Genomic DNA, 21945 nt, shown 5'->3' on the forward strand with positions numbered 1-21945 from the left:
CATCAAGATCCACGCTTTCACGAAATCGCTCCTCAATACAATTGACGCCAGCTTACCCAGCGCATCGCTCAAACCCAAGCCCGGGCTTATGCCGACTCATCAGAGCAGGCCATGCTCGTTGACCCACCCCTTCGTCCTCCTACACTTATCGGCCATCACCCGCAAAGGAATAGCCCGATGAAAGCTGTGTTGTGCAAAACCCTGGGCCCGGCACGGGACCTGGTGCTGGAAGAGGTCGCAGGCCCCGTGCCGAAAAAGAACGAGATCCTCCTCGAGGTGCATGCCGCCGGGGTCAACTTCCCCGACACCCTGATCATCGAAGGCAAGTACCAGTTTCAACCTCCTCTACCCTTTTCGCCTGGCGGTGAAGCGGCCGGCGTGGTGGCGGCGGTCGGCGAGAAGGCCGGGGCTTTCAAGGTCGGCGACCGGGTCATGGCCCTCACCGGCTGGGGCGCCTTCGCCGAGCAGGTCGCGGTGCCTTACTACAATGTGCTACCCATCCCGGCAGGCATGGATTTCACCACGGCGGCCGCCTTCGGCATGACCTACGGCACCTCGATGCACGCACTTACCCAGCGTGGCCAGCTCAAGGCAGGGGAAACCCTGCTGGTGCTCGGCGCGTCAGGGGGCGTGGGTCTGGCAGCGATGGAAATCGGCAAGGCACTGGGTGCACGGGTCATCGCGGCGGCCAGCAGCGCCGAGAAGCTCGCCGTGGCCAAGGCAGCCGGGGCGGATGAGCTGATCGACTACAGCCAGGTCAGCCTCAAGGAAGAGATCAAGCGCCTGACCAACGGCCAGGGTGTGGATGTGATCTACGACCCGGTCGGCGGCGAGTTGTTCGACCAGGCCGTACGAGGCCTGGCCTGGAACGGCCGGCTGCTGGTGGTGGGATTCGCCAGTGGCACCATCCCGCAGATGGCGGCCAACCTGGTGCTGCTCAAGGGCGCGGCGGTGCTGGGGGTGTTCTGGGGGGCGTTCGCCCAGCGCCAACCCGAAGACAACGCTGCCAACTTCCGCCAGCTGTTTGCGTGGCACTCCGAGGGCAAGTTGAAACCGCTGGTGTCGCAGACCTACGCGCTGGGCGAGGCGGGTGCGGCTATCGAACGGTTGGGGCAACGGCAGGCGGTGGGCAAGCTGGTGGTGTTGGCCAGGTGATTCGGTGATGACTTCTTCGCGGGCAAGCCCGATCCTACAAACGTTACCGTCTCTGCAGGAGCGGGCTTGCCCGCGAAGAGGCCGGCGCAGTCAAACCTCGCGCAGGTTGTGGCAGCGCTGAAACCGCGCTTCCAGCTCCCGATCAGGCATCTGGTGGCTGCGCAGGGCATTCAGCGTCTGCTCCACATACTCCCGCGTGGTGCCGTAACGCCCCTTGGCGCTTGCCAGAATCTGGCTGAGCAGGGTGTCCGGCAGGTTGCCGGCATAGCACGGCAAGTGACGCTCCAGCACGAAGCCCAAGGCCTGCACCTTGCTGCCGTCATCGAGTCGGCAGGTCAGCCAATGCGGACGATAGGCCGGATAAGGCATCTCCCGCTGCCACAGGGCCATCAGCGAGTCGTCCAGGCAGCTCTCGTCCAGGCGATAGGCAAAGCCGCTGCACGAACCACCACGATCCAGGCCGAACACCAGCCCTGGGCATTCTGGTGTACCGCGGTGCTCATGGGACCACAGGTAAAGCCCACGATGATAACCGTGCACCCGCGCACGCTGACGCTCTACCGAGTTGCACTCCGGACGCCAGATCAACGAACCGTAGGCGAACAACCACACAGGCCCACCGTCATGACGGGACATGGTCGTTGTCATGGAGTGCTGCAATTGCTCAGGGGTCAGTTGTTGACCGAAGTCGAGCGACGGAGGGTAAGAAACCTGCCACGAAGAACTTTCAAGTGCCGACATAGGCTGCCGCCATTATTTCCTGTGTAACTACCGGAGTGCTGTATTGCGATCGACGCATTCGCCTGCGAGCCCGCACCCAATGCTGCGGGGCCTGTACCGCAAGAGGTTGATGACGATGTGCCTACCGTAAGACATATGACGGCGAAACCTCAACCCCTTTTGGCAAAGTTTCACGCGCGATACCGACGACTGGAAAGTGTTGTTATAAGCATAGTAAAAGTTATTAACCCGGCGGGTAATAATTCACTGCTTATAATCGACGACGATAACTTTGGTTATTAATCACGGCGCGCCATTGCAGCGCGCCGCAGGCTCTCATGAATACCTAATTACTCAGCCGCGTGGAGCGTAGGCAAACACGTCGGCGCGCATGCGGTGCGCATCCATGCCCGCCTCGACCAGCGCATCGAGCGTGCCATAGACCATGTTCGGTGAACCGCTGGCATAGACATGCACACTGTTCAGGTCGGCGATATCCTCGCACACTGCCTCGTGCAAAAGGCCGCAACGCCCCTCCCAGCCACACAGGTCGCTGACCACCTTGTGCAGGAACAGGTTGGGCAGACGCTCCCATTCGGCCCAGTGCTCGAGGGTGTAGAACTCCTCGGGCCGGCGTACACCCCAATACAGGTGCACCGGATGCTTGAAGCCGTTGGCGCGGCAATGCTCGACCAGGCTGTGCATCTGGCCCATGCCGGTCCCGGCAGCGATCAGCACCAGCGGTCCGTCCGGCAGCTCGGCCAGGTGTGCGTCACCGAATGGCAGTTCGATGCGGGCCATGCCGTTGCGTTGCAACTGCTCGATCAGCTTTACCGCGCTGCTTTCACGTGCCAGCACATGCAGCTCGAGATCGCGACCAGCATGCGGGGCAGACGCCAGCGAGAACGCAGCCTTGTCGGCCCCCTCCCGCTCGATCATCAGGTATTGCCCAGCGTGGTAGCGCGGCGGCTTGCCGGCGGGCGCGCGCAGACGCACGCGCCAGACATCCCCGCCTACCTCGACGCACTCGCTGACGGTGCAGGCCAGCTTGCGCACGGGCAACTCGCCCAAGGCCAGCACGCCATCCCACAGCAGCACGCAATCTTCCAGCGGTTCGGCGATGCAGGTGAACAGTTCACCGTGATCGCGGACCTCACCGTCCTGCCGCACCCGCCCTTCCACCAGCAACGCCGCACACACATGGCAATTGCCGTTGCGACAGCTGCTCGGGCACTCGTAGCCCAGGCGCCGCGCTGCATCCAGAATCCTCTCGCCCGGCTCGATGGACAGCACCGCGCCGGACGGCTGCAAGGTCACCTGCATCAATCTATTCCCAACTGGTCCCACAGCTCATCGATACGGCGGGTGACGGCATCGTCCTTGACGATGACCCGGCCCCATTCGCGTGTAGTCTCGCCCGGCCACTTGTGCGTGGCGTCCAGGCCCATCTTCGACCCCAGGCCCGATACCGGCGACGCGAAGTCGAGGTAGTCGATCGGCGTGTTGTCGATCATCACCGTATCACGCTTGGGATCCATGCGCGTGGTGATGGCCCAGATCACGTCGTTCCAGTCGCGGGCGTTGACGTCGTCGTCGGTGACGATAACGAACTTGGTGTACATGAACTGTCGCAGGAACGACCACACACCCAGCATCACGCGCTTGGCGTGCCCCGGATATTGCTTTTTCATGGTCACTACCGCCATGCGGTAGGAACAGCCTTCCGGCGGCAGGTAGAAATCAACGATCTCGGGGAACTGCTTCTGCAGGATCGGCACGAACACTTCGTTCAGCGCAACGCCCAGGATTGCCGGCTCATCGGGCGGCCGGCCGGTGTAGGTGCTGTGGTAGATCGGCTTTTGTCGATGGGTGATGCGTTCGATGGTGAACACCGGAAAGCTGTCCACCTCGTTGTAGTAGCCGGTGTGGTCGCCGTAAGGGCCTTCCGGGGCCATTTCACCCGGATGGATCACGCCTTCGAGGATGATTTCGGCGGTGGCCGGCACCTGCAGGTCGCTGCCGCGGCACTTGACCAGCTCGGTGCGGTTGCCGCGCAGCAGCCCTGCAAAAGCGTACTCGGAGAGGGTGTCGGGCACCGGCGTCACGGCGCCCAGGATGGTGGCCGGGTCTGCGCCCAGCGCGACGGCCACCGGGAACGGCTGGCCTGGGTGCTTCTCGCACCATTCGCGGTAATCCAGCGCGCCGCCACGATGGCTCAGCCAGCGCATGATGACCTTGTTGCGACCGATGACCTGCTGGCGGTAGATGCCGAGGTTCTGGCGATCCTTGTTCGGCCCGCGAGTCACCGTCAGGCCCCAGGTGATCAGTGGCGCCACGTCACCCGGCCAGCAGTGCTGGATCGGCAACTGGGACAGGTCGACATCCTCACCCTCGACCACCACCTCCTGGCACACCGCGTCCTTGACCACCTTGGGCGCCATGGACACGACTTTCTTGAAGATCGGTAGCTTCGACCAGGCATCCTTCAGGCCCTTCGGCGGCTCGGGCTCCTTGAGGAAGGCCAGCAGCTTGCCGATTTCACGCAGCTCGCCGACCGACTCGGCGCCCATGCCCATGGCCACACGCTCGGGGGTACCGAACAGGTTGCCCAGCACCGGGATGTCGAAGCCGGTGGGCTTCTCGAACAGCAGCGCCGGGCCCTTGGCCCGCAGGGTGCGGTCGCAGACTTCGGTCATTTCCAGGACGGGCGAGATCGGAACCTGGATGCGCTTGAGTTCGCCGCGCTGCTCCAGGCCACGGATAAAGTCGCGCAAATCGCGATACTGCATGCGTGAGCCTCGTGTTGGCTGTATCGGTCGGGGTGCAGAGTGTAGCGCCGATCGGGCTTTGATAGCCAAATGGCAGAATGCAATGCGCTCGTTCGTAGGGCGCATCAATGACTTGGGGCCGCTATGCGGCCCATCGCGGGACAAGCCCGCTCCTACAGGTCTGGCGTGATCCTTGTAGGAGCGGGCTTGTCCCGCGATGGGCTGCGCAGCAGCCCCAATTCGCTGTGCCGACGGAAACGCTTACTTGCGCTTCATCGACAGGAAGAACTCATCGTTGGTCTTGGTCTGCTTGAGCTTGTCGATGAGGAACTCGATGGCCGCCACTTCATCCATCGGGTGCAGCAGCTTGCGCAGGATCCACATGCGCTGCAGCTCGTCGTCGGCAGTCAGCAGCTCTTCGCGGCGGGTACCGGACTTGTTGATGTTGATGGCCGGGAACACGCGCTTTTCAGCAATGCGGCGATCCAGCGGCAGTTCCATGTTGCCGGTACCCTTGAACTCTTCGTAGATGACCTCGTCCATCTTCGAACCGGTCTCGACCAGCGCGGTGGCGATGATGGTCAGCGAGCCGCCTTCCTCGATGTTACGGGCAGCACCGAAGAAACGCTTGGGCTTTTCCAGGGCGTGGGCGTCGACACCACCGGTCAGGACCTTGCCGGAGCTCGGGATCACGGTGTTGTAGGCACGCGCCAGACGGGTGATGGAGTCGAGCAGGATGACCACGTCCTTCTTGTGCTCGACCAGGCGCTTGGCCTTTTCGATCACCATTTCGGCAACCTGCACGTGGCGGGTCGGTGGCTCGTCGAAGGTCGAGGCGACCACTTCGCCGCGCACGGTGCGCTGCATCTCGGTCACTTCTTCCGGGCGCTCGTCGATCAGCAGGACGATCAGGTGGCACTCGGGGTTGTTGCGAGTGATGTTGGCCGCGATGTTCTGCAGCATGATGGTCTTGCCCGCTTTCGGCGGAGCGACGATCAGGCCGCGCTGGCCTTTGCCGATAGGTGCGCACAGGTCGATGACGCGACCGGTGAGGTCTTCGGTGGAGCCGTTACCGGCTTCCATCTTCAGACGATGGTTCGGGAACAGCGGCGTCAGGTTTTCGAACAGGATCTTGTTCTTCGCGTTTTCCGGACGGTCGAAGTTGATGGTGTCGACCTTCAGCAGGGCGAAGTAACGTTCCCCTTCCTTCGGCGGGCGGATCTTGCCGACGATGGTGTCGCCGGTGCGCAGGTTGAAGCGGCGGATCTGGCTGGGCGAGACGTAGATATCGTCAGGGCCGGCCAGATACGAGGCATCTGCCGAACGCAGGAAACCGAATCCATCCTGGAGAATCTCCAGCACGCCGTCACCCGAGATCTCTTCGCCGCTCTTCGCGTGTTTTTTCAACAGGGCGAAAATCACGTCCTGCTTGCGCGAACGGGCCATGTTTTCGATGCCCATCTGTTCGGCCATTTCCAGCAGATCGGTAATCGGCTTTTGCTTGAGTTCTGTCAGGTTCATAAGGGGAGTGACGTAATCATGTAAGAAGGGGGGAGAATTAAGCTTCTGGCTTAATGAGGCCGCGCCGCTAGATTGGCGACAGGATCGCGTACTGATTCGAATTGGGAGTGCGTCGGCGACGGCGTGCGAAGGGCACTGGAGAAGCAGTGCGAGGCCGAATGTAACACTTGCTTTTTTCGGCGTCTAGTGGTTTTGACAGGGGAAATCGAGCCTCGGGGACAAAAAAAGCCCCGCATTTGCGGGGCTCTTTCACATCACAGGTGGGCGTCGAGGAACGCGGCCAGCTGGGACTTGGACAGCGCGCCGACCTTGGTCGCCTCGACGTTGCCGTTCTTGAACAGCATCAGCGTCGGGATACCACGCACGCCGTGCTTGGCCGGGGTTTCCTGGTTGTCGTCGATGTTCAGCTTGGCGACGGTCAGCTTGCCTTCGTAGGTGGAGGCGATTTCGTCCAGGACCGGAGCGATCATCTTGCATGGACCGCACCATTCAGCCCAGTAGTCGACCAGCACCGGGCCTTGAGCCTGCAGCACTTCGGCATCGAAGGTGGCGTCGGTGACGTGTTTGATCAGATCGCTGCTCATGGAGTTCTCCAGGTCGTAAGCATAAAAAACGTTGCCCATCATAGCCGCACCCACGCCCTACAGGAAGCCACGGCCGATTGAGTGTAACTATAGTTGTGCAAGACGCCACGAATCGAAACTGTCATACAAGCGTCATAGGATTTGTCCGAGGCCTTTGTTGATCAGTCATCCAGGCCACCCGCACATTGCCCTGCATCAATCCTCGCCATGTCGCGCGTTGGCGTATGCCCGCGATCATGGCAGGATTGCCGGGTTATCGACCGAGAACATCCAGATCATGCCGCAAACCACCGCGAAGAACCTGTCTCTGATCGCCGCCATCGACCTTGGCTCCAACAGTTTCCACATGGTCGTGGCCAAGGCCCACCATACCGAGATCCGCATTCTCGAACGGCAGGGGGAGAAGGTTCAGCTGGCTGCGGGCATCAGCGAAGATCGCCAGCTCAGCGAAGAAGCCATGCAGCGGGGCCTCGAATGCCTCAAGCGTTTCGCCCAGCTGATCAATGGCATGCCGGCCGGCGCAGTGCGTATCGTCGGCACCAACGCCCTGCGTGAAGCACGCAACCGCAATGACTTCATCCTGCGTGCCGAAGCCATCCTCGGCCATCCGGTCGAGGTCATTTCAGGTCGCGAAGAGGCGCGCCTGATCTACCTGGGCGTGTCGCACACCCTCGCCGACACCCCCGGCAAACGCCTGGTCGCCGACATTGGCGGCGGCAGTACCGAATTCATCATCGGTCAACGTTTCGAGCCACTGCTGCGCGAAAGCCTGCAGATGGGCTGCGTGAGCTTCACCCAGCGCTACTTCCGCGACGGCAAGATCACGCCGGCACGCTACGCCCAGGCCTATACTGCCGCGCGCCTTGAGCTGATGAGCATCGAGAACGCCCTGCACCGCCTGACCTGGGACGAGGCCATCGGCTCATCGGGCACCATCCGCGCCATCGGCGCCGCGATCAAGGCCAACGGCCATGGCAACGGCGAGGTCAATGCCGAAGGCCTGGCCGTGATCAAGCGCAAGCTGTTCAAGCTGGGCGAAGTCGACAAGATCGACTTCGACGGCGTCAAACCGGACCGGCGCACCATTTTCCCTGCGGGGTTGGCGATTCTCGAGGCGATCTTCGACGCCCTCGAACTGCAGCGCATGGACCACTGTGACGGCGCCCTGCGTGAGGGCGTACTGTTCGACCTGCTCGGCCGCCATCATCACGAGGACGTGCGTGAGCGCACACTGAATTCGCTGATGGAGCGCTATCACGTCGATCAAGGCCAGGCCGCGCGCGTGGAGCGCAAGGCGTTGCACGCCTTCGACCAAGTGGCCAAGGCGTGGGATCTGGAAAACGGCAACTGGCGCGACCTGCTGGGCTGGGCGGCGAAGGTGCATGAAGTCGGGCTGGACATCGCCCACTATCACTACCACAAGCACGGCGCCTACCTGATCGAGCACTCCGACCTGTCGGGCTTCTCTCGCGAAGACCAGCAGATGCTGGCCCTGCTGGTACGCGGCCATCGCCGCAACATCCCCAAGGACAAGTTCGCCGAGTTCGGCGATGAAGGCGTCAAGCTGATCCGCCTGTGCGTGCTGCTGCGCTTCGCCATCCTCTTCCACCACATCCGCGGCACCCAGCAAATGCCCAAGGTCGAGCTCAAGGCTGCCGACGACAGCCTGGAAGTGGTGTTCCCTGAGGGCTGGCTGGAGCAGCATCCGCTTACCCAGGCCGACTTCGCCAACGAGGCGGAGTGGCTGGCGCGGGTCGGGTTCGTGCTGAGCGTGCGCTGAGCCCCGACGCTGACCCTATGTAGGCGCGGCCTTGTGCCGCGCCTACAGCGTTTCTAGCGTACGTTCAGCACCGGGTTGCTCAGGCGCTCCAGCAGGGTCGCCTGGGCGCTACGCGGGTTCTGGTTGCCGGTCGGGGTACTGCGCACATAACGACCGTCAGGCTGCAGGGTCCAGGCCTGAGTGTTGTCGGTCAGGTAGCCCTCAAGCTCCTTCTTCACCCGCAGCAGCAACTTCTTGCCCTCCACCGGGAAGCAGGTCTCGACGCGCTTGTCGAGGTTGCGCTCCATCCAGTCGGCGCTGGACAGGTAGATCTGCTCCTCGCCGCCGTTGAGGAAGTAGAACACCCGCGTATGCTCGAGGAAGCGGCCGATGATCGAGCGCACATTGATGTTGTGCGAAACCCCCGGGATGCCCGGACGCAGGCAGCACATGCCACGCACCACCAGGTCGATGCGCACGCCCGACTGGCTCGCCTTGTACAGGGCCTTGATGACCTTGGCATCGGTCAGCGAGTTGAACTTGGCGATGATGTGCGCCGGCTTGCCATCGAGCGCGAACTGCGTCTCGCGGGCGATCATGTCGAGCATGCCCTTCTTGAGGGTGAAGGGCGCATGCAGCAGCTTCTTCATGCGCAGGGTCTTGCCCATGCCGATCAACTGGCTGAACAGCTTGCCGACGTCCTCGGTGAGCGCATCATCGGAGGTCAGCAGGCTGTAGTCGGTGTACAGGCGAGCGTTGCCGGCGTGGTAGTTGCCGGTACCCAGGTGCGCGTAGCGGACGATCTCGCCCTGCTCGCGGCGCAGGATCAGCATCATCTTGGCGTGGGTCTTGAAGCCGACCACGCCATAGATCACCACCGCACCGGCCGCCTGCAGGCGGCTGGCCATCTGCAGGTTGGACTCTTCGTCGAAACGCGCGCGCAGCTCGATCACCGCAGTGACTTCCTTGCCGTTACGCGCGGCATCGACCAACGCGTCGACGATCTCCGAGTTGGCCCCGGAGCGGTACAGGGTCTGGCGCACGGCGAGCACGTGCGGGTCCTTGGCGGCCTGGCGCAGCAGGTCGACCACCGGAGTGAAGGATTCGAACGGGTGCATCAGCAACACATCCTGCTTGCTGATGACGCTGAAAATGTTGTCGGCGTTCTGCAGGATCTTAGGGATCGCCGGGGTGAACGGCGTGTACTGCAGCTCCGGGTGGCTGTCCAGGCTAGTGATGCTGAACAGACGAGTCAGGTTGACCGGGCCATTGACCTGGTAAAGCTCGCTCTCGCTCAGGCTGAACTGCTTGAGCAGGTAGTCGGAGAGGTGCTTAGGACAGGTGTCGGCAACCTCCAGGCGCACGGCGTCGCCGTAGCGGCGCGAGAACAGCTCGCCACGCAGGGCACGAGCAAGGTCGTCGACCTCTTCGGAGTCCAGCGCCAGGTCGGCGTTTCGGGTCAGGCGGAACTGGTAGCAGCCCTTGACCTTCATGCCCTGGAACAGGTCGTCGGCATGGGCGTGGATCATCGACGACAGGAAGACATAGTTGTCGCCGGGGCCGCCAACCTCTTCCGGCACACGGATCACCCGTGGCAGCAGACGCGGCGCCGGAATGATCGCCAGGCCCGAGTCGCGACCGAAGGCATCGACGCCCTCGAGCTCGACGATGAAGTTCAGGCTCTTGTTCACCAGCAGCGGGAACGGGTGGGTCGGGTCGAGGCCGATCGGGGTGATGATCGGGGCGATCTCGTCGCGGAAGTAGCGACGCACCCAGGTCTTGAGCTTGGGCGTCCAGTAGCGGCGGCGGATGAAGCGAATCGCATGCTTCTCCAGCTCCGGTAGCAACACGTCGTTGAGGATCGCGTACTGGCGGTCCACCTCGATGTGTACCAGCTCGCTGATCCGCGCCAGCGCCTGATGCGGCTGCAGGCCGTCGGCGCCGGCCTGTTCCCGGGCGAAATTGATCTGCTTCTTCAGCCCCGCGACGCGGATCTCGAAGAACTCATCGAGGTTGCTGGAGAAGATCAGCAGGAACTTCAGACGCTCAAGCAGCGGGTAGGACTCATCCAGCGCCTGCTCCAGCACGCGGATGTTGAACTGCAGCTGCGAGAGCTCACGATGAATGTACAGGCTGCTGTCGTCCAGGCCCGGCACCGGAATCGCCGGGGCCGGCGCCGGGGCGGCGGCCTCGACGACAGGCGCAGGCTCCGGCTCAGGTGCCGCCGGCAGGTCCGGTGGGGTCTGGACCAGTTCCTCCGGGAGGGCCTTGGCTTCCTTGATCTCGACAGCAGTGAGCACTTCGTTATTCATCTGACGTTCCTGTGAGGGCGTTACTGCCCTCTCAACAATTGAGCGGCACGCACGGCGAAATAGGTGAGGATGCCATCGGCGCCGGCCCGTTTGAAAGCGGTGAGGGATTCGAGAATCACGGCTTCGCTCAGCCAGCCGTTCTGGATGGCCGCCATGTGCATGGCGTATTCGCCGCTGACCTGATACACGAAGGTCGGCACGCGGAATTCGGTTTTGACGCGGTGAACGATGTCCAGGTACGGCATGCCCGGCTTGACCATGACCATGTCAGCGCCCTCGGCGAGGTCGGTGGCCACTTCATGCAGGGCCTCGTCACTGTTGGCCGGATCCATCTGGTAGGAGGCCTTGTTGGCCTTGCCCAGGTTCAGCGCCGAGCCGACCGCATCGCGGAACGGGCCGTAGTAGGCGCTGGCGTACTTGGCGGAGTAGGCCATGATGCGCACGTTCACGTGGCCGGCCAGCTCCAGGGCCTCGCGGATGGCCTGCAGACGACCGTCCATCATGTCGGACGGCGCCACCACCTGGGCACCGGCTTCGGCATGCGACAGCGCCTGACGCACCAGGGCGTCGACGGTGATGTCGTTCTGTACGTAGCCCTCTTCGTCGAGGATGCCATCCTGGCCGTGAGTGGTGAAGGGATCGAGTGCGACGTCGGTGATCACTCCCAGCTCCGGGAAGCGCGCACGCAGGGCGCGGGTGGCACGCTGAGCGATACCGTCCGGGTTCCAGGCTTCGGCACCGTCGAGGGATTTCTTCTCCACCGGGGTCACCGGGAACAGCGCCAGCGCCGGAATCCCCAGCTCGACCCAACCCTGTGCGGCTTCGAGCAGCAGGTCGATCGACAGACGCTCGACGCCCGGCATCGACGGCACTTCCTCGCGACGATTTTCACCGTCCAGCACGAATACCGGCAGGATCAGGTCATCGACGGTCAGGGTGTTCTCGCGAACCAGACGACGGGAGAATTCGTCCCGGCGGTTGCGACGCAGGCGGGTAGCAGGAAACAGGCGGTTGGCGGGGGTAAAGCTCACGGCAGACTCCTGAGCCCGCGCAGGCGGGCTAGCGCGACAGTTATAAGCGTCCATTATGACGCCTAGGTTACAGGGAAGGGCAACCCTGCGACTTGTGGCCGCAGGCATTGTCCTTGTAGGAAATGTTCACGTCGAGACACATTTGGACACTTTCCCCCAGGCGCGCGAAGGGGTAGGCTGCGCGTTCATTTCGCCAGCACCTCAGAAAATGCTTCAACAATTCCTGCAGGATTTCGGCTATTTCGCCCTCTTTCTAGGCACCTTCTTTGAAGGCGAGACCATCCTGGTACTTGCAGGATTCCTCGCGTTCCGTGGATACATGGACATAAGCCTGGTCGTGGTGGTGGCGTTCTTCGGCAGCTATGCCGGTGACCAACTCTGGTATTTCATGGGCCGTCGCCACGGGCGCAAGATCCTTGCGCGCAAACCGCGCTGGCAGGCGATGGGCGACCGCGCGCTGGAGCACATCCGCCGCCACCCCGACATCTGGGTGCTGAGCTTCCGTTTCGTCTATGGCCTGCGCACCGTGATGCCGGTGGCCATCGGCCTGTCCGGCTATCCCCCGCGGCGCTACCTGCTGCTCAACGGTATTGGCGCGGCGATCTGGGCCCTGGCCCTGGGCGCGGCGGCCTATCATTTCGGCGCCATCCTCGAAGGCCTGCTGGGCAACGTGAAGAAATACGAGCTATGGGTGCTCGGCGGCCTGCTGGTGCTGGGCGGGCTGCTCTGGCTGCGCCGACGTTTCCGCAACTTGCGTGCGGAGCGCAAGGCGGCGGCAGAAAGCCAGGCCGCACAGGCTGAACAGGCTGTAGAGCCCGAGCAGGAGCCAGGCCAAGGGCGTGACCGCCCCTAGGCCCAACACCCCCCCCAGATAAAGCGCCGGCCCGTTGGACGCCAGCCGCAGCAGCTCGAGGCGCGCGGCCCAAGGCCGGTTCTCCAGCGCCACCCCAAGCACGAACAAGCCAAACGCCATCAGTGTCCAGCCAAGCACCAGCGCCGCTGGCGGCACGCGCTCGGCCACCTCCATCAGGTAACTCCCCAACCCTGCGTACACGGCGAACTGCAGCGCCACGTACAACTGCTGGGCTCGCCCCAGCGGTATCTCGAACTTGCGAAACTGCGCCAGATCAACCTTGGCCTGTGGATAACCCGCCTCCACATCCGCCGGTCGCCATCCGGTGGGCATGAACCAGATCCGCAGCTTGTCCCACAGACAGCGAGTGCGCCGCGCATCGCGCCAGAGCTGGGCATAGAACTGCAGGTTGGCCCACAGCGGATTCCAGCTCGTCAGCGGCGTGGTCACGCCGAACACCACGGGCTCGCGCGGGTCCTCCTCCTGGAAAGTGCCGAACAGGCGGTCCCAGAGAATGAACACGCCGCCGTAGTTGCGATCCAAGTACAAAGGATTCTGCGCATGGTGAACGCGATGGTTGGACGGCGTGATCAGTACCCATTCGAGCCAGCCCAGCTTGGGCACGTGCCGGGTATGCACCCAGAACTGGTACAGCAGGTTCAGCGATGCCACGGTGACGAATGCCAGCGGCGGCACGCCGACCAGGGCCAGCGGCAGATAGAAGATCCACGAGAAGAGAAAGCCGCTGCTGGTCTGGCGCAGGGCGGTGGTGAGGTTGTACTCCTCGCTCTGGTGATGCACCGAATGCGCCGCCCACAACACGTTGCGTTCATGGCCGAGGCGGTGCAGCCAGTAGTAGCAGAAGTCGTAGAGCACGAACGCCAGCAACCAGACCCAGAGCGCACCGTCCGGCAGGCGCAGCAGGGCCAGGTGCTCCCAGGCCAGCGCGTAGCTTACAAGCCCGACGCCCTTGGTCAGCAGCCCCGTGCTGGTCGACAGCGCCCCAGTGCTCAGGCTGTTGATCGAATCGGCCAGGCGATAGTTGCGCTGCCCGCGCAGCCGGTCGGCGACCAGCTCCACAGCAATCAGCACGAAGAAGAACGGCACGGCCAGCAGAATCAGGTCCATGGTGACGATCCCAAGCGTTATCCACAGAGATTAGGCTGCGTCGGGCACAACCCTTATGGCCACATCTGCCAAACTAGAGGACATTTAGCGCCTCGACACTGGAGTAATGAGCATGACGAAAAAGGTAGCGGTGATTCTTTCCGGCTGTGGCGTGTATGACGGCGCCGAAATCCACGAAAGCGTGATCACCCTGCTGCGCCTCGACCAGCGCGGCGCCCAGGTGCAGTGTTTCGCGCCGAACATCGCGCAGATGCACGTGATCAACCACCTGACCGGCGAAGAAATGTCCGAGTCGCGCAATGTACTGGTGGAGTCGGCGCGCATCGCCCGCGGTGAAGTGAAGGATATTCGCGAAGCCAAGGCCGAGGACTTCGACGCGCTGATCGTCCCTGGCGGCTTTGGCGCTGCCAAGAACCTGTCCAATTTCGCCGTCGAAGGGACCAGTTGCAGCGTGAACCCCGAGGTACTGGCACTGGCCGAGGCCTTCGCCGCGGCGTGCAAGCCGGTCGGCCTGATCTGCATCTCGCCGGCGTTGGCCGCGAAGATCTACGGCCCAGGCGTGGTCTGCACCATCGGCAACGATGCCGACACCAGCGCAGCCGTGGTGAAGATGGGCGGCACCCATGAAGAATGCGATGTGCATGACATCGTCGAAGACACCCAGCGCAAGCTGGTGACCACCCCGGCCTACATGCTGGCCAAGTCGATCAGCGAAGCGGCGGGTGGGATCTACAAACTGGTGGACCGGGTGCTGGAGCTGACTCACGAGAAGGACTGAAGCGCATCAGGGCGGGCCTTTTCGCGGCCAAGGCCGTGAAAAGGTCAACGCGTCAACCGCGTGAGGATCCGATCCAGCGAATTGGCAAACGCCTGCTTCTCCCGCTCGCCATAGGGCGCCTGCCCGCCGCCGACCTGCCCCTGTTCACGCAACTCGGTGAACAGGTTGCGCACCGCCAGCCGATCCCCCATGTTGCGCTCGTCGAACTCGCGACCACGTGGGTCCAGCGCCGCCACACCCTTCTTGATCAGACGATCGGCCAGCGGTACGTCGCTGCAGATCACCAGCTCGCCGGGCTCTGCATGCTCCACCAGGTAGTCGTCGGCGGCATCCATGCCGCTGGGCACCACGATCAGCCGCACGATCGCGAAGGCCGGTTTGGCCACGGCCTGGCCGGCCACCATCACCACTTCCAGCTTGCGCTTGAGGGCGAATTTGACGATCAGGTCCTTGGCCGCCTTGGGGCAGGCGTCGGCGTCGATCCATATGCGCATGACGATGTTTCCGTAATTCGAAAAGAAATAGTGTGCCAGCCCCGGCCTCAGTTCGCTGCAGCCCTGCGTTTTTCGGCAATGCGCGAGCGTCCGTAAAGCACCACGATAGCCAGCAATGCCGCCGCCTGCGCACTCAGCGAATAGGCGTCGGCATGAATCCCCAGCCAATCGAACTCGAAGAACGGCACCGGTCGCGTGCCCAGTACCCCAGCTTCCTGCAGCGCCTTGACGCCGTGCCCGGCGAACACCACCGACAGCGCGCACAACAATGCAGCGTTAATGCTGAAGAACAGCGACAGCGGCAGCTTCGCCGATCCACGCAGGATCACCCAGGCCAACCCCACCAGCAACACCAGCGCGGTAGCGCCACCGGCCAGCACCGCCTGGTGCCCGGCAGGCCCGGCCTGCAGCCACAGGGTTTCGTAGAACAGAATCACCTCGAACAGCTCGCGGTACACCGAGAAAAACGCCAGCATGGCAAAGCCGAAGCGCCCGCCACCACTGAGCAGGCTGCTCTTGATGTAGTCCTGCCAGGCTGCGGCGTGGCGCCGGTCATGCATCCAGACCCCCAGCCACAGCACCATGACCGCAGCGAACAGTGCCGTGCAGCCCTCGAGCAACTCGCGCTGGGCGCCGCCGACATCGATCACGTAGGCCGCCAGTGCCCAGGTGGCGAAACCTGCCACCAATGCCAGGCCCCAGCCAATGTTGACGCTGCGTACCGCCGACTGCTGCCCGGTATTGCGCAGGAAGGCGAGGATCGCCGCCAGCACCAGGATCGCCTCCAGGCCCTCGCGCAGCAGGATCAGCAGCCCGGAGATGTAGCTCAACGACCAACTCAGACCATCGCTGCCCAGCAGTTTCGCCGCCTGCTCCAGCTTGACCTTGGCCTCGGCCAGCCGCTGCGCAGCCTGCTCGGCGGGCAGACCATCCTGCAGCGACTGCCGGTAGGCCATCAACGACTTCTCGGTATCCTTGCGCACCTGCGCGTCGATGTTGTCGAGCGAGCTCTCCACCAGCTCGAAGCCTTCGAGATATGCGGCCACCGACAGGTCGTAGGCCTGGTCGTGATCGCCCTCGCGGTAGGCCGCCAGGCTCTTGTCCAGGGTGCTGGAGGTGTATTCGAGCAACTGTGCCGGGCCACGCTTGACCTGCGGTGGCTGGGCGCGCTGGGCACGGAATGCGGCAACGGCGTCGGCACCTTCATTGGCGGCGACTTCGGCCGGGGTCTGGCGGGCCAGGTCGGCGATGTTCCAGGTTTTGTCGCCCTTGGCCGCCTGCGGGTCGGCGGTGAAGCTGGCAATGTAGGCGGCCACGTCCCAGCGCTGGCGTTCGTCGAGCTGGTCGGCGAACGACGGCATCTCGGTGCCCTCGATACCCAGGCCGAGGGTGTTGTACAGGTCGAACAGGCTCAGCTGGTCAAGCCGCTGGGCGTCGCGCAGGTTGGCCGGCGCAGGCTCCAGGCCGACACCCGCCGGGCCGTCCCCGGCACCGGTGTCACCGTGGCAGATCGAGCAGTTCTGCGCGTACAACGCAGCACCACGTGCCGGATCCGGCGTGATCACCGGCGCCTGGCTGACCTCATAGGCCACCGCCAGCCGCGCGCCCAACTGCCGAGCCTGGTGCGCCACGGCGCCACCGTCCTGGCGTTGCTCGATGGCCTGACGCAGTACCTGCACACCCTGCTCGAGGGCGTCGCGCTCGGGGTTGGCCGGCAAGCCCTTGAGCAGCTCTGCAAGCAACCCGCTGAACTCCTGCTGTTCGCGGTATTCACCCTCATCCACCACCTTGCCGTCATGCACGGTCGGTGGGTAGTCGGCACCGATATAGTCCAGCAGGTGCAACGCCTTGGTGGCGTCGGCAGGGGCTTCGGCCTGCGCCAGGGTGCTGCAGAGCGCCAGCACCGAGCCGAGCAACAAGGCCGGCAACCAGGCGAGTGGACGGGAACGGGGAATCATGGGAGATCTCGACGGGAATACGAAAGCGAACATTGTTCACTTCCACTGCGTCTTGCTCAAGGTTCGCGGGCGGATTTGTTGAAAAATCTTGCAACGAATACGCCCTGATCGGCGCGCCTAAGGCGCTTCCAAAATCTCCACCTCAGGCAAATCCATCGCCGCCGCTTCCTCCTGCAAGAAGGCGCTCAATCGCCGCAACCGCTCGCCCCCCGGCCGGGTGCGCGGCCACACCAAGTAATAGTCCAGGCCGCTGGCCACCGCCGTCGGCCATGGCAGGCTCAGGCGCCCCTGGGCAACGTCTTCGGCGACCATCAGCAGGTCCCCCATCGACACCCCATAACCCCGGGCTGCGGCGATCATGCCCAGCTCCAGGGTGTCGAACACCTGCCCGCCCTTGAGCGACACCGTTTCGCTCAGGCCCATGCGCGCCAGCCAACTGCGCCAGTCGCGACGATCGGGCGTCGGGTGCAACAGTTCGACACTGGCCAGCCTGCGCGCATCCCACGGTGCTTCGGCCTGCAGGTCCGGAGCGCCAACCGGGATCAGCAGCTCGGCGAACAGCCGACGCACCTCCCAGTCCACCGGAAAGTTGCCGTCGCTGAGCAGCACGGCGCAATCGAAAGGCTCTTGATTGAAATCCACATGGTCGACGTCCATCCAGGCGCTGGTCAGTTGCACCTCGTTGCCCGGCTGCAGGTGGCGAAAGCGGCTCAGGCGCGCCAGCAGCCAGCGCATGGTCAAGGTCGAGGGGGCTTTCATGCGCAGGATGTCGTCTTCGCCGCGCAAGGTATTGCAGGCCCGCTCCAGTGACGAGAAACCGTCGCGCACACCGGGCAACAGCATCCGCGCCGCCTCGGTGGGCTGCAGATTACGACCGTTGCGCACGAACAGGCGGCAGCCGAAGTGATCTTCAAGCGTGCGGATGTGGCGGCTGACCGCGCTCTGGGTGATGGACAGCTCCTCACCGGCGCGGGTGAAGGAGCTCAGCCGCGCGGCGGCTTCAAATGCGCGCAGGGCATACAGCGGTGGTAGCTGACGAGACATGAGACACCTGTCATACGGGCGCATGAGGCAATTCGGCAGAAGCATACATTCATGAGTTGAACTCATGCCAATGATCGCTTTTATCTTTTTGTGCAATGTTGACCGAAGCCTCAGAATCGTGAGCTCTTTCTGTAGGACCCACACCCAAGGACTTCGCCCCATGCATGTCGCGCCCACCACCGAACTCAAGGCTCTGCTGCGCCTGGCCGGCCCCCTGGTCGCCTCGCAATTGGCGCACATGCTGATGGTGCTCACCGACACCCTGATGATGGCGCGCATCAGTCCACAGGCGCTGGCCGGGGGCGGCCTGGGCGCGGCGAGCTACTCCTTCGTGTCGATCTTCTGCCTGGGCGTGATCGCCGCGGTCGGCACCCTGGTGGCCTTCCGCAAAGGCGCAGGTGACACAGCCGGTGCCACGCGCCTGGCGCAGAACGGCCTGTGGTTGGCCTGGGGCCTGGCGCTGGGCGCGGCCCTGGTGTTGTGGAACCTCAAACCTTTGTTGCTGCTGTTCGGCCAGCGTCCCGACAACGTCGACATGGCCATGCAGTTCCTCACCCTGCTACCCCTGGCGCTGCCCGGCTACCTGACCTTCATGGCCCTGCGCGGCTTCACCAGCGCACTGGGCCATTCGACCCCGGTGATGGTCATCAGCCTGGTGGGCACGGTACTCAACTATCTGTTCAACCACGCGTTGATCGAAGGCATGTTCGGCCTGCCCAAGCTGGGCCTCATGGGCATCGGCCTGGTCACTGCCGTGGTGTCGCTGGGCATGGCCATCGCCCTGGCTCTATACATCCACTGGCACCGTGCATACGACGCCTATCCGCTGCGCAAGGGCCTGTCACACCCATCGCTCGATGCACTGCGCGAGTTGTGGCGGCTGGGCCTGCCGATCGGCGGTACCTACATCGTCGAAGTCGGCCTGTTCGCCTTCGCCGCCCTGTGCATGGGTGTGCTGGGCGATACCGAGCTGGCCGCCCACCAGATCGCCCTGCCGATCATTTCCGCAGCGTTCATGGTGCCGACCGGGCTGTCCTATGCGGTGACCATGCGAGTCGGGCTGTACTACGGCGCAGGCAACCTGCTCGCCGCGCGCAGCGCCGGGCGCATCGGGATCGGCCTGGGCGCGGTGGTGATGTTCACCTTCGCGGTGCTGTTCTGGCTGTTCCCGGAGACCTTCGTGGGGCTGCTGGTCGATCGCAATGACCCAGCGTTCGCCGCCATCTTCGCGCTCGCCGTGCAGCTGGTGATGGTGGCCGCCTGGTTCGAGCTGTTCGACGGCACGCAGACCATCGCCATGGGCTCGATCCGCGGCCTGAAGGACGCCAAGACCACGTTCGTGATCGGTCTGCTGTGCTACTGGCTGGTGGGCGCGCCATGCGCCTGGGTGTTCGCCTTCACGCTCGGCGGGGGTGCGGTGGGTATCTGGTGGGGCTTGGCGCTGGGGCTGGCGTGTGCGGCGGTGGCGCTGACGCTGGCGTTCGAATGGCGGATGAAGCGCTTGCTGGGCAAGGCGGCCGTGGGGGCGGCGGTTTCGGCCTGAAATCAGTGGCGGCCCTATCGCGGGCCGCTACCGGCTAAACACTCACCAACTGCGGCTTGGCCGCCTGGAACAGGTAGACGATCAGCTCATCGATCGGCAGCGGCCGACTGACCAGGAACCCTTGCACCTGGTCGCAACCGAAATCACGCAGCAGACCCAGTTGCTCATCGCTTTCCACCCCTTCGGCCACCACTTCCAGGTTGAGGTTGTGCGCCAGGTTGATCATCGCGTGCACCAACTTGCGGTTTTCTTCGCGCTGCTCCATGCCGGCGACGAAGCTGCGATCGACCTTGAGCAAAGTGATGGGCAGGCTGTTCAAGTGCACGAACGACGAAAAACCAGTGCCGAAGTCATCCAGCGAGAAACGCACACCCAGGCGCCCCAATGCATCCATGGTCTGGCGCACCACTTCATTGCGGCGCATCACCGCGGTCTCGGTCAGCTCGAACTCCAGCCAACGCGCATCGACGCCGTGTTCGACGATCAGCCGGCTCAGGGTCGCCAACAGCTGGCTGTCCTGGAACTGGCGGAAGCTCAGGTTCACCGCCATGTGCAGCGGCGCCAGGCCGTGCTCGCCCAGGGCCTGCATGTCACGCAGGGCGCGGGAGATCACCCAGTAGCCCAGCGGTACGATCAGCCCGCTCTGCTCGGCGAGCGGCACGAATTCGCTGGGCGGCAGCAGACCACGCTCGGCATGCCGCCAGCGCACCAGTGCCTCGAGGCCGACGATGGTGCCGTCCTTGAGGTTCAAGCGTGGCTGGTAGTGCAGTTCAAGCTCGTCACGACGCAGGGCCCGACGCAGCTCGCTTTCCAGGTCGGCGAGGCTGCGGGCGTTGCTGTTTATCCGCTCGTTGAACACGTGATACGTGCAGCCTTGGCTGCCCTTGGCCTGGCGCATGGCGATATGCGCATGCCACATCAACGGATCGGCGCCCGCTTGCGCACGGGCATGGGCCAGGCCCAGGCTGCAGCCAAGCAGCAGGCTTTCGCCATCGATCCAGTACGGCTCGGCCAGGGCTTCGACGATACGCTCGGCGGTGCGCTCGGCGCGGCTGGGGTCGCGGCGGGTGTCGATCAGCAGCGCGAACTCATCGCTGCCCAGGCGCGCCAACTGATCACCGGCCTCCAGCTGCTGCTTGAGTCGGTTGACCACCTGCAGGATCAGGCGATCACCGCCCTGGTGCCCCAGGGCGTCGTTGACGTGACGGAAGTTGTCCAGGTCCAGGTGACCGAGGGCCAGGCCGCGGCCTGCGTTCTCCGCCAGGCGTGCGCTGAGCAGTGCCTGGAAGCCCTGGCGATTGGCGATGCCGGTGAGCGGGTCCTGCTCGGCCAGGCGTTGCAAGGTGGCAACCAGCACACCGCGTTCACGCACATGACGCAACGAGCGGCGCAGCGCATCACTGCTCAGCTGCCCACGCACCAGCCAGTCACTCACGCCCACCGGAGGCGTCTCGGGCTCGTGCTCCAGCAGCAGGATGGTCGGCAGGTCGCAGCGTCCGGGTGTCGGCTGCAGGTCGGGCGTGGCCAGTACCACGGCCTGGCGATCGTGAACGAACAGGCTGTCCACCGCCTCCCAGTTCGGCGCAGTCAACAGTACCGCGCTGCCAGCCAGCGGCTGGACACATTCGCGCAGCAACGCAGCCCATTCCGGCTCATCGGCCAACAGCAGCAAGCGCAACGGTTCGACGGGCGTGGACAAGCGGGCTCCTTAGGGCTCGAACAGTGTGACCGAGGATGTGCCGTATCCTAACCGACAAGTGGAAATGATTCTCACTTTTATATGTGGCGTTCCCTGCCCCGCATCTCGACGGATTTTGCCGTGCATCCTGCGCGAAAGTCGCAACGCCCGCAAATCTGAATGGTGCGCTGCATCACACTGTCAGACGGTCGCGCCATAACCGACCCATGCCTGCTAGAATGCGCGGCTATTTTCTGGTTACTCCCGGTTTCTAGCATGTCCCGACTCAATCCCCGGCAACAGGAAGCCCGAGACTACGTCGGCGGCCCTCTATTGGTGCTCGCCGGTGCAGGCTCCGGCAAGACCAGCGTGATCACGCGCAAGATTGCCCACCTCATCCAGAACTGCGGCATCCGTGCCCAGTACATCGTCGCCATGACCTTCACCAACACGGCCGCGCGCGAGATGAAGGAGCGGGTCGGCACCCTGCTGCGCCCGGGCGAAGGCCGGGGCCTGACGGTGTGCACCTTCCACAACCTGGGCCTGAACATCATCCGCCGGGAACACCAGCGCCTGGGCTACAAGCCGGGCTTCTCGATCTTCGACGAGTCCGACATCA

General features: G+C 63.7%; 17 protein-coding genes and 1 pseudogene. 6 read left to right on the plus strand and 12 right to left on the minus strand.

All coding sequences use genetic code 11. The annotated features are described in order from the left end of the window. Positions 1-177 precede the first annotated feature (177 nt). Positions 178-1155: an NADPH:quinone oxidoreductase family protein gene (locus tag VA602_RS10970; RefSeq protein ID WP_323453221.1), complete on the plus strand. Its 978-nt coding sequence runs from the start codon at positions 178-180 to the stop codon at positions 1153-1155. Between the two features lie 90 nt (positions 1156-1245). On the opposite strand, the gene VA602_RS10975 is transcribed toward VA602_RS10970, so the two are convergent. From VA602_RS10975 to trxA, 5 genes are all read right to left on the minus strand, one after another. Then, positions 1246-1896, minus strand: coding sequence for a gamma-glutamylcyclotransferase (locus VA602_RS10975; RefSeq protein ID WP_125931033.1), 651 nt, complete (start codon positions 1894-1896; stop codon positions 1246-1248). Between the two features lie 333 nt (positions 1897-2229). Beyond that, entirely contained in the window at positions 2230-3198 is a 969-nt protein-coding gene (locus VA602_RS10980) for a CDP-6-deoxy-delta-3,4-glucoseen reductase (RefSeq protein WP_054894091.1), read from the minus strand. Beyond that, positions 3198-4664 (minus strand): 4-hydroxy-3-polyprenylbenzoate decarboxylase, encoded by a 1467-nt coding sequence (gene ubiD, locus VA602_RS10985; protein WP_197893418.1) that lies wholly within the window; start codon positions 4662-4664, stop codon positions 3198-3200. Before ubiD ends, VA602_RS10980 begins: the two co-directional genes overlap by 1 nt. Before the next feature lie 240 nt (positions 4665-4904). Continuing rightward, a complete protein-coding gene (gene rho, locus VA602_RS10990; RefSeq protein WP_039581904.1) occupies positions 4905-6164 on the minus strand; it encodes a transcription termination factor Rho in 1260 nt (419 codons plus the stop codon). A gap of 254 nt (positions 6165-6418) precedes the next feature. Beyond that, entirely contained in the window at positions 6419-6748 is a 330-nt protein-coding gene (gene trxA / locus VA602_RS10995; protein WP_323453222.1) for a thioredoxin TrxA, read from the minus strand. Positions 6749-7025: 277 nt separating this feature from the next. On the opposite strand from trxA, the gene ppx reads away from it, so the two are divergent. After that, positions 7026-8528 carry an exopolyphosphatase gene (ppx, locus tag VA602_RS11000; RefSeq protein ID WP_112897073.1) on the plus strand — a complete coding sequence of 501 codons (1503 nt, stop codon included), beginning with the start codon at positions 7026-7028 and terminating at the stop codon, positions 8526-8528. Positions 8529-8581: 53 nt separating this feature from the next. On the opposite strand, the gene ppk1 is transcribed toward ppx, so the two are convergent. Both ppk1 and hemB read right to left on the minus strand, forming a co-directional pair. Beyond that, a complete protein-coding gene (ppk1, locus tag VA602_RS11005) occupies positions 8582-10819 on the minus strand; it encodes a polyphosphate kinase 1 (protein ID WP_323453223.1) in 2238 nt (745 codons plus the stop codon). A gap of 20 nt (positions 10820-10839) precedes the next feature. Next, complete coding sequence (gene hemB, locus VA602_RS11010; protein ID WP_063542047.1) at positions 10840-11850, minus strand: porphobilinogen synthase; 1011 nt, start codon at positions 11848-11850, stop codon at positions 10840-10842. A gap of 208 nt (positions 11851-12058) precedes the next feature. On the opposite strand from hemB, the gene VA602_RS11015 reads away from it, so the two are divergent. Beyond that, a complete protein-coding gene (locus tag VA602_RS11015) occupies positions 12059-12703 on the plus strand; it encodes a DedA family protein (protein ID WP_172964798.1) in 645 nt (214 codons plus the stop codon). Between the two features lie 501 nt (positions 12704-13204). Here the strand turns inward: VA602_RS11015 and VA602_RS11020 are convergent. Beyond that, positions 13205-13831: pseudogene (locus tag VA602_RS11020) on the minus strand (sterol desaturase family protein); the annotation flags it as partial. Between the two features lie 112 nt (positions 13832-13943). On the opposite strand from VA602_RS11020, the gene elbB reads away from it, so the two are divergent. Continuing rightward, positions 13944-14609: an isoprenoid biosynthesis glyoxalase ElbB gene (elbB, locus tag VA602_RS11025; RefSeq protein WP_200603870.1), complete on the plus strand. Its 666-nt coding sequence runs from the start codon at positions 13944-13946 to the stop codon at positions 14607-14609. Positions 14610-14653: 44 nt separating this feature from the next. Here the strand turns inward: elbB and VA602_RS11030 are convergent, their stop codons facing one another. The 3 genes from VA602_RS11030 to VA602_RS11040 all read right to left on the minus strand — a co-directional run bounded on the left by VA602_RS11030 (position 14654) and on the right by VA602_RS11040 (position 18105). Beyond that, positions 14654-15103 carry a YaiI/YqxD family protein gene (locus VA602_RS11030; RefSeq protein ID WP_054894100.1) on the minus strand — a complete coding sequence of 150 codons (450 nt, stop codon included), beginning with the start codon at positions 15101-15103 and terminating at the stop codon, positions 14654-14656. A gap of 47 nt (positions 15104-15150) precedes the next feature. After that, on the minus strand, positions 15151-17094 hold the full coding sequence (locus VA602_RS11035) for a cytochrome c/FTR1 family iron permease (RefSeq protein WP_323453224.1): 1944 nt from the start codon (positions 17092-17094) through the stop codon (positions 15151-15153). Positions 17095-17178: 84 nt separating this feature from the next. Continuing rightward, positions 17179-18105 carry a LysR substrate-binding domain-containing protein gene (locus tag VA602_RS11040; RefSeq protein ID WP_323453225.1) on the minus strand — a complete coding sequence of 309 codons (927 nt, stop codon included), beginning with the start codon at positions 18103-18105 and terminating at the stop codon, positions 17179-17181. Between the two features lie 160 nt (positions 18106-18265). Here VA602_RS11040 and VA602_RS11045 point away from each other — a divergent pair, with 160 nt between their 5' ends. Continuing rightward, entirely contained in the window at positions 18266-19648 is a 1383-nt protein-coding gene (locus tag VA602_RS11045; protein WP_323453226.1) for a NorM family multidrug efflux MATE transporter, read from the plus strand. Positions 19649-19682: 34 nt separating this feature from the next. On the opposite strand, the gene VA602_RS11050 is transcribed toward VA602_RS11045, so the two are convergent. Beyond that, positions 19683-21347, minus strand: coding sequence for a putative bifunctional diguanylate cyclase/phosphodiesterase (locus VA602_RS11050; protein ID WP_054894104.1), 1665 nt, complete (start codon positions 21345-21347; stop codon positions 19683-19685). Between the two features lie 255 nt (positions 21348-21602). On the opposite strand from VA602_RS11050, the gene VA602_RS11055 reads away from it, so the two are divergent. Continuing rightward, on the plus strand, positions 21603-21945 hold a 343-nt coding region (locus VA602_RS11055), incomplete at its 3' end, for a UvrD-helicase domain-containing protein (RefSeq protein WP_323453227.1).

The sequence above is a fragment of the Pseudomonas machongensis genome (assembly GCF_034961125.1).
Lineage (GTDB): Bacteria > Pseudomonadota > Gammaproteobacteria > Pseudomonadales > Pseudomonadaceae > Aquipseudomonas > Aquipseudomonas machongensis.

What these genes read in the sequence shown, in the direction of transcription:
- VA602_RS10970 (WP_323453221.1), top strand. Translation starts at nt 178, where the DNA reads ATGAAAGCTGTGTTGTGCAAAACCCTGGGCCCGGCACGGGACCTGGTG.
- VA602_RS10975 (WP_125931033.1), bottom strand. Translation starts at nt 1,896, where the DNA reads ATGTCGGCACTTGAAAGTTCTTCGTGGCAGGTTTCTTACCCTCCGTCG.
- VA602_RS10980 (WP_054894091.1), bottom strand. Translation starts at nt 3,198, where the DNA reads ATGCAGGTGACCTTGCAGCCGTCCGGCGCGGTGCTGTCCATCGAGCCG.
- ubiD (WP_197893418.1), bottom strand. Translation starts at nt 4,664, where the DNA reads ATGCAGTATCGCGATTTGCGCGACTTTATCCGTGGCCTGGAGCAGCGC.
- rho (WP_039581904.1), bottom strand. Translation starts at nt 6,164, where the DNA reads ATGAACCTGACAGAACTCAAGCAAAAGCCGATTACCGATCTGCTGGAA.
- trxA (WP_323453222.1), bottom strand. Translation starts at nt 6,748, where the DNA reads ATGAGCAGCGATCTGATCAAACACGTCACCGACGCCACCTTCGATGCC.
- ppx (WP_112897073.1), top strand. Translation starts at nt 7,026, where the DNA reads ATGCCGCAAACCACCGCGAAGAACCTGTCTCTGATCGCCGCCATCGAC.
- ppk1 (WP_323453223.1), bottom strand. Translation starts at nt 10,819, where the DNA reads ATGAATAACGAAGTGCTCACTGCTGTCGAGATCAAGGAAGCCAAGGCC.
- VA602_RS11015 (WP_172964798.1), top strand. Translation starts at nt 12,059, where the DNA reads ATGCTTCAACAATTCCTGCAGGATTTCGGCTATTTCGCCCTCTTTCTA.
- elbB (WP_200603870.1), top strand. Translation starts at nt 13,944, where the DNA reads ATGACGAAAAAGGTAGCGGTGATTCTTTCCGGCTGTGGCGTGTATGAC.
- VA602_RS11030 (WP_054894100.1), bottom strand. Translation starts at nt 15,103, where the DNA reads ATGCGCATATGGATCGACGCCGACGCCTGCCCCAAGGCGGCCAAGGAC.
- VA602_RS11035 (WP_323453224.1), bottom strand. Translation starts at nt 17,094, where the DNA reads ATGTTCGCTTTCGTATTCCCGTCGAGATCTCCCATGATTCCCCGTTCC.
- VA602_RS11040 (WP_323453225.1), bottom strand. Translation starts at nt 18,105, where the DNA reads ATGTCTCGTCAGCTACCACCGCTGTATGCCCTGCGCGCATTTGAAGCC.
- VA602_RS11045 (WP_323453226.1), top strand. Translation starts at nt 18,266, where the DNA reads ATGCATGTCGCGCCCACCACCGAACTCAAGGCTCTGCTGCGCCTGGCC.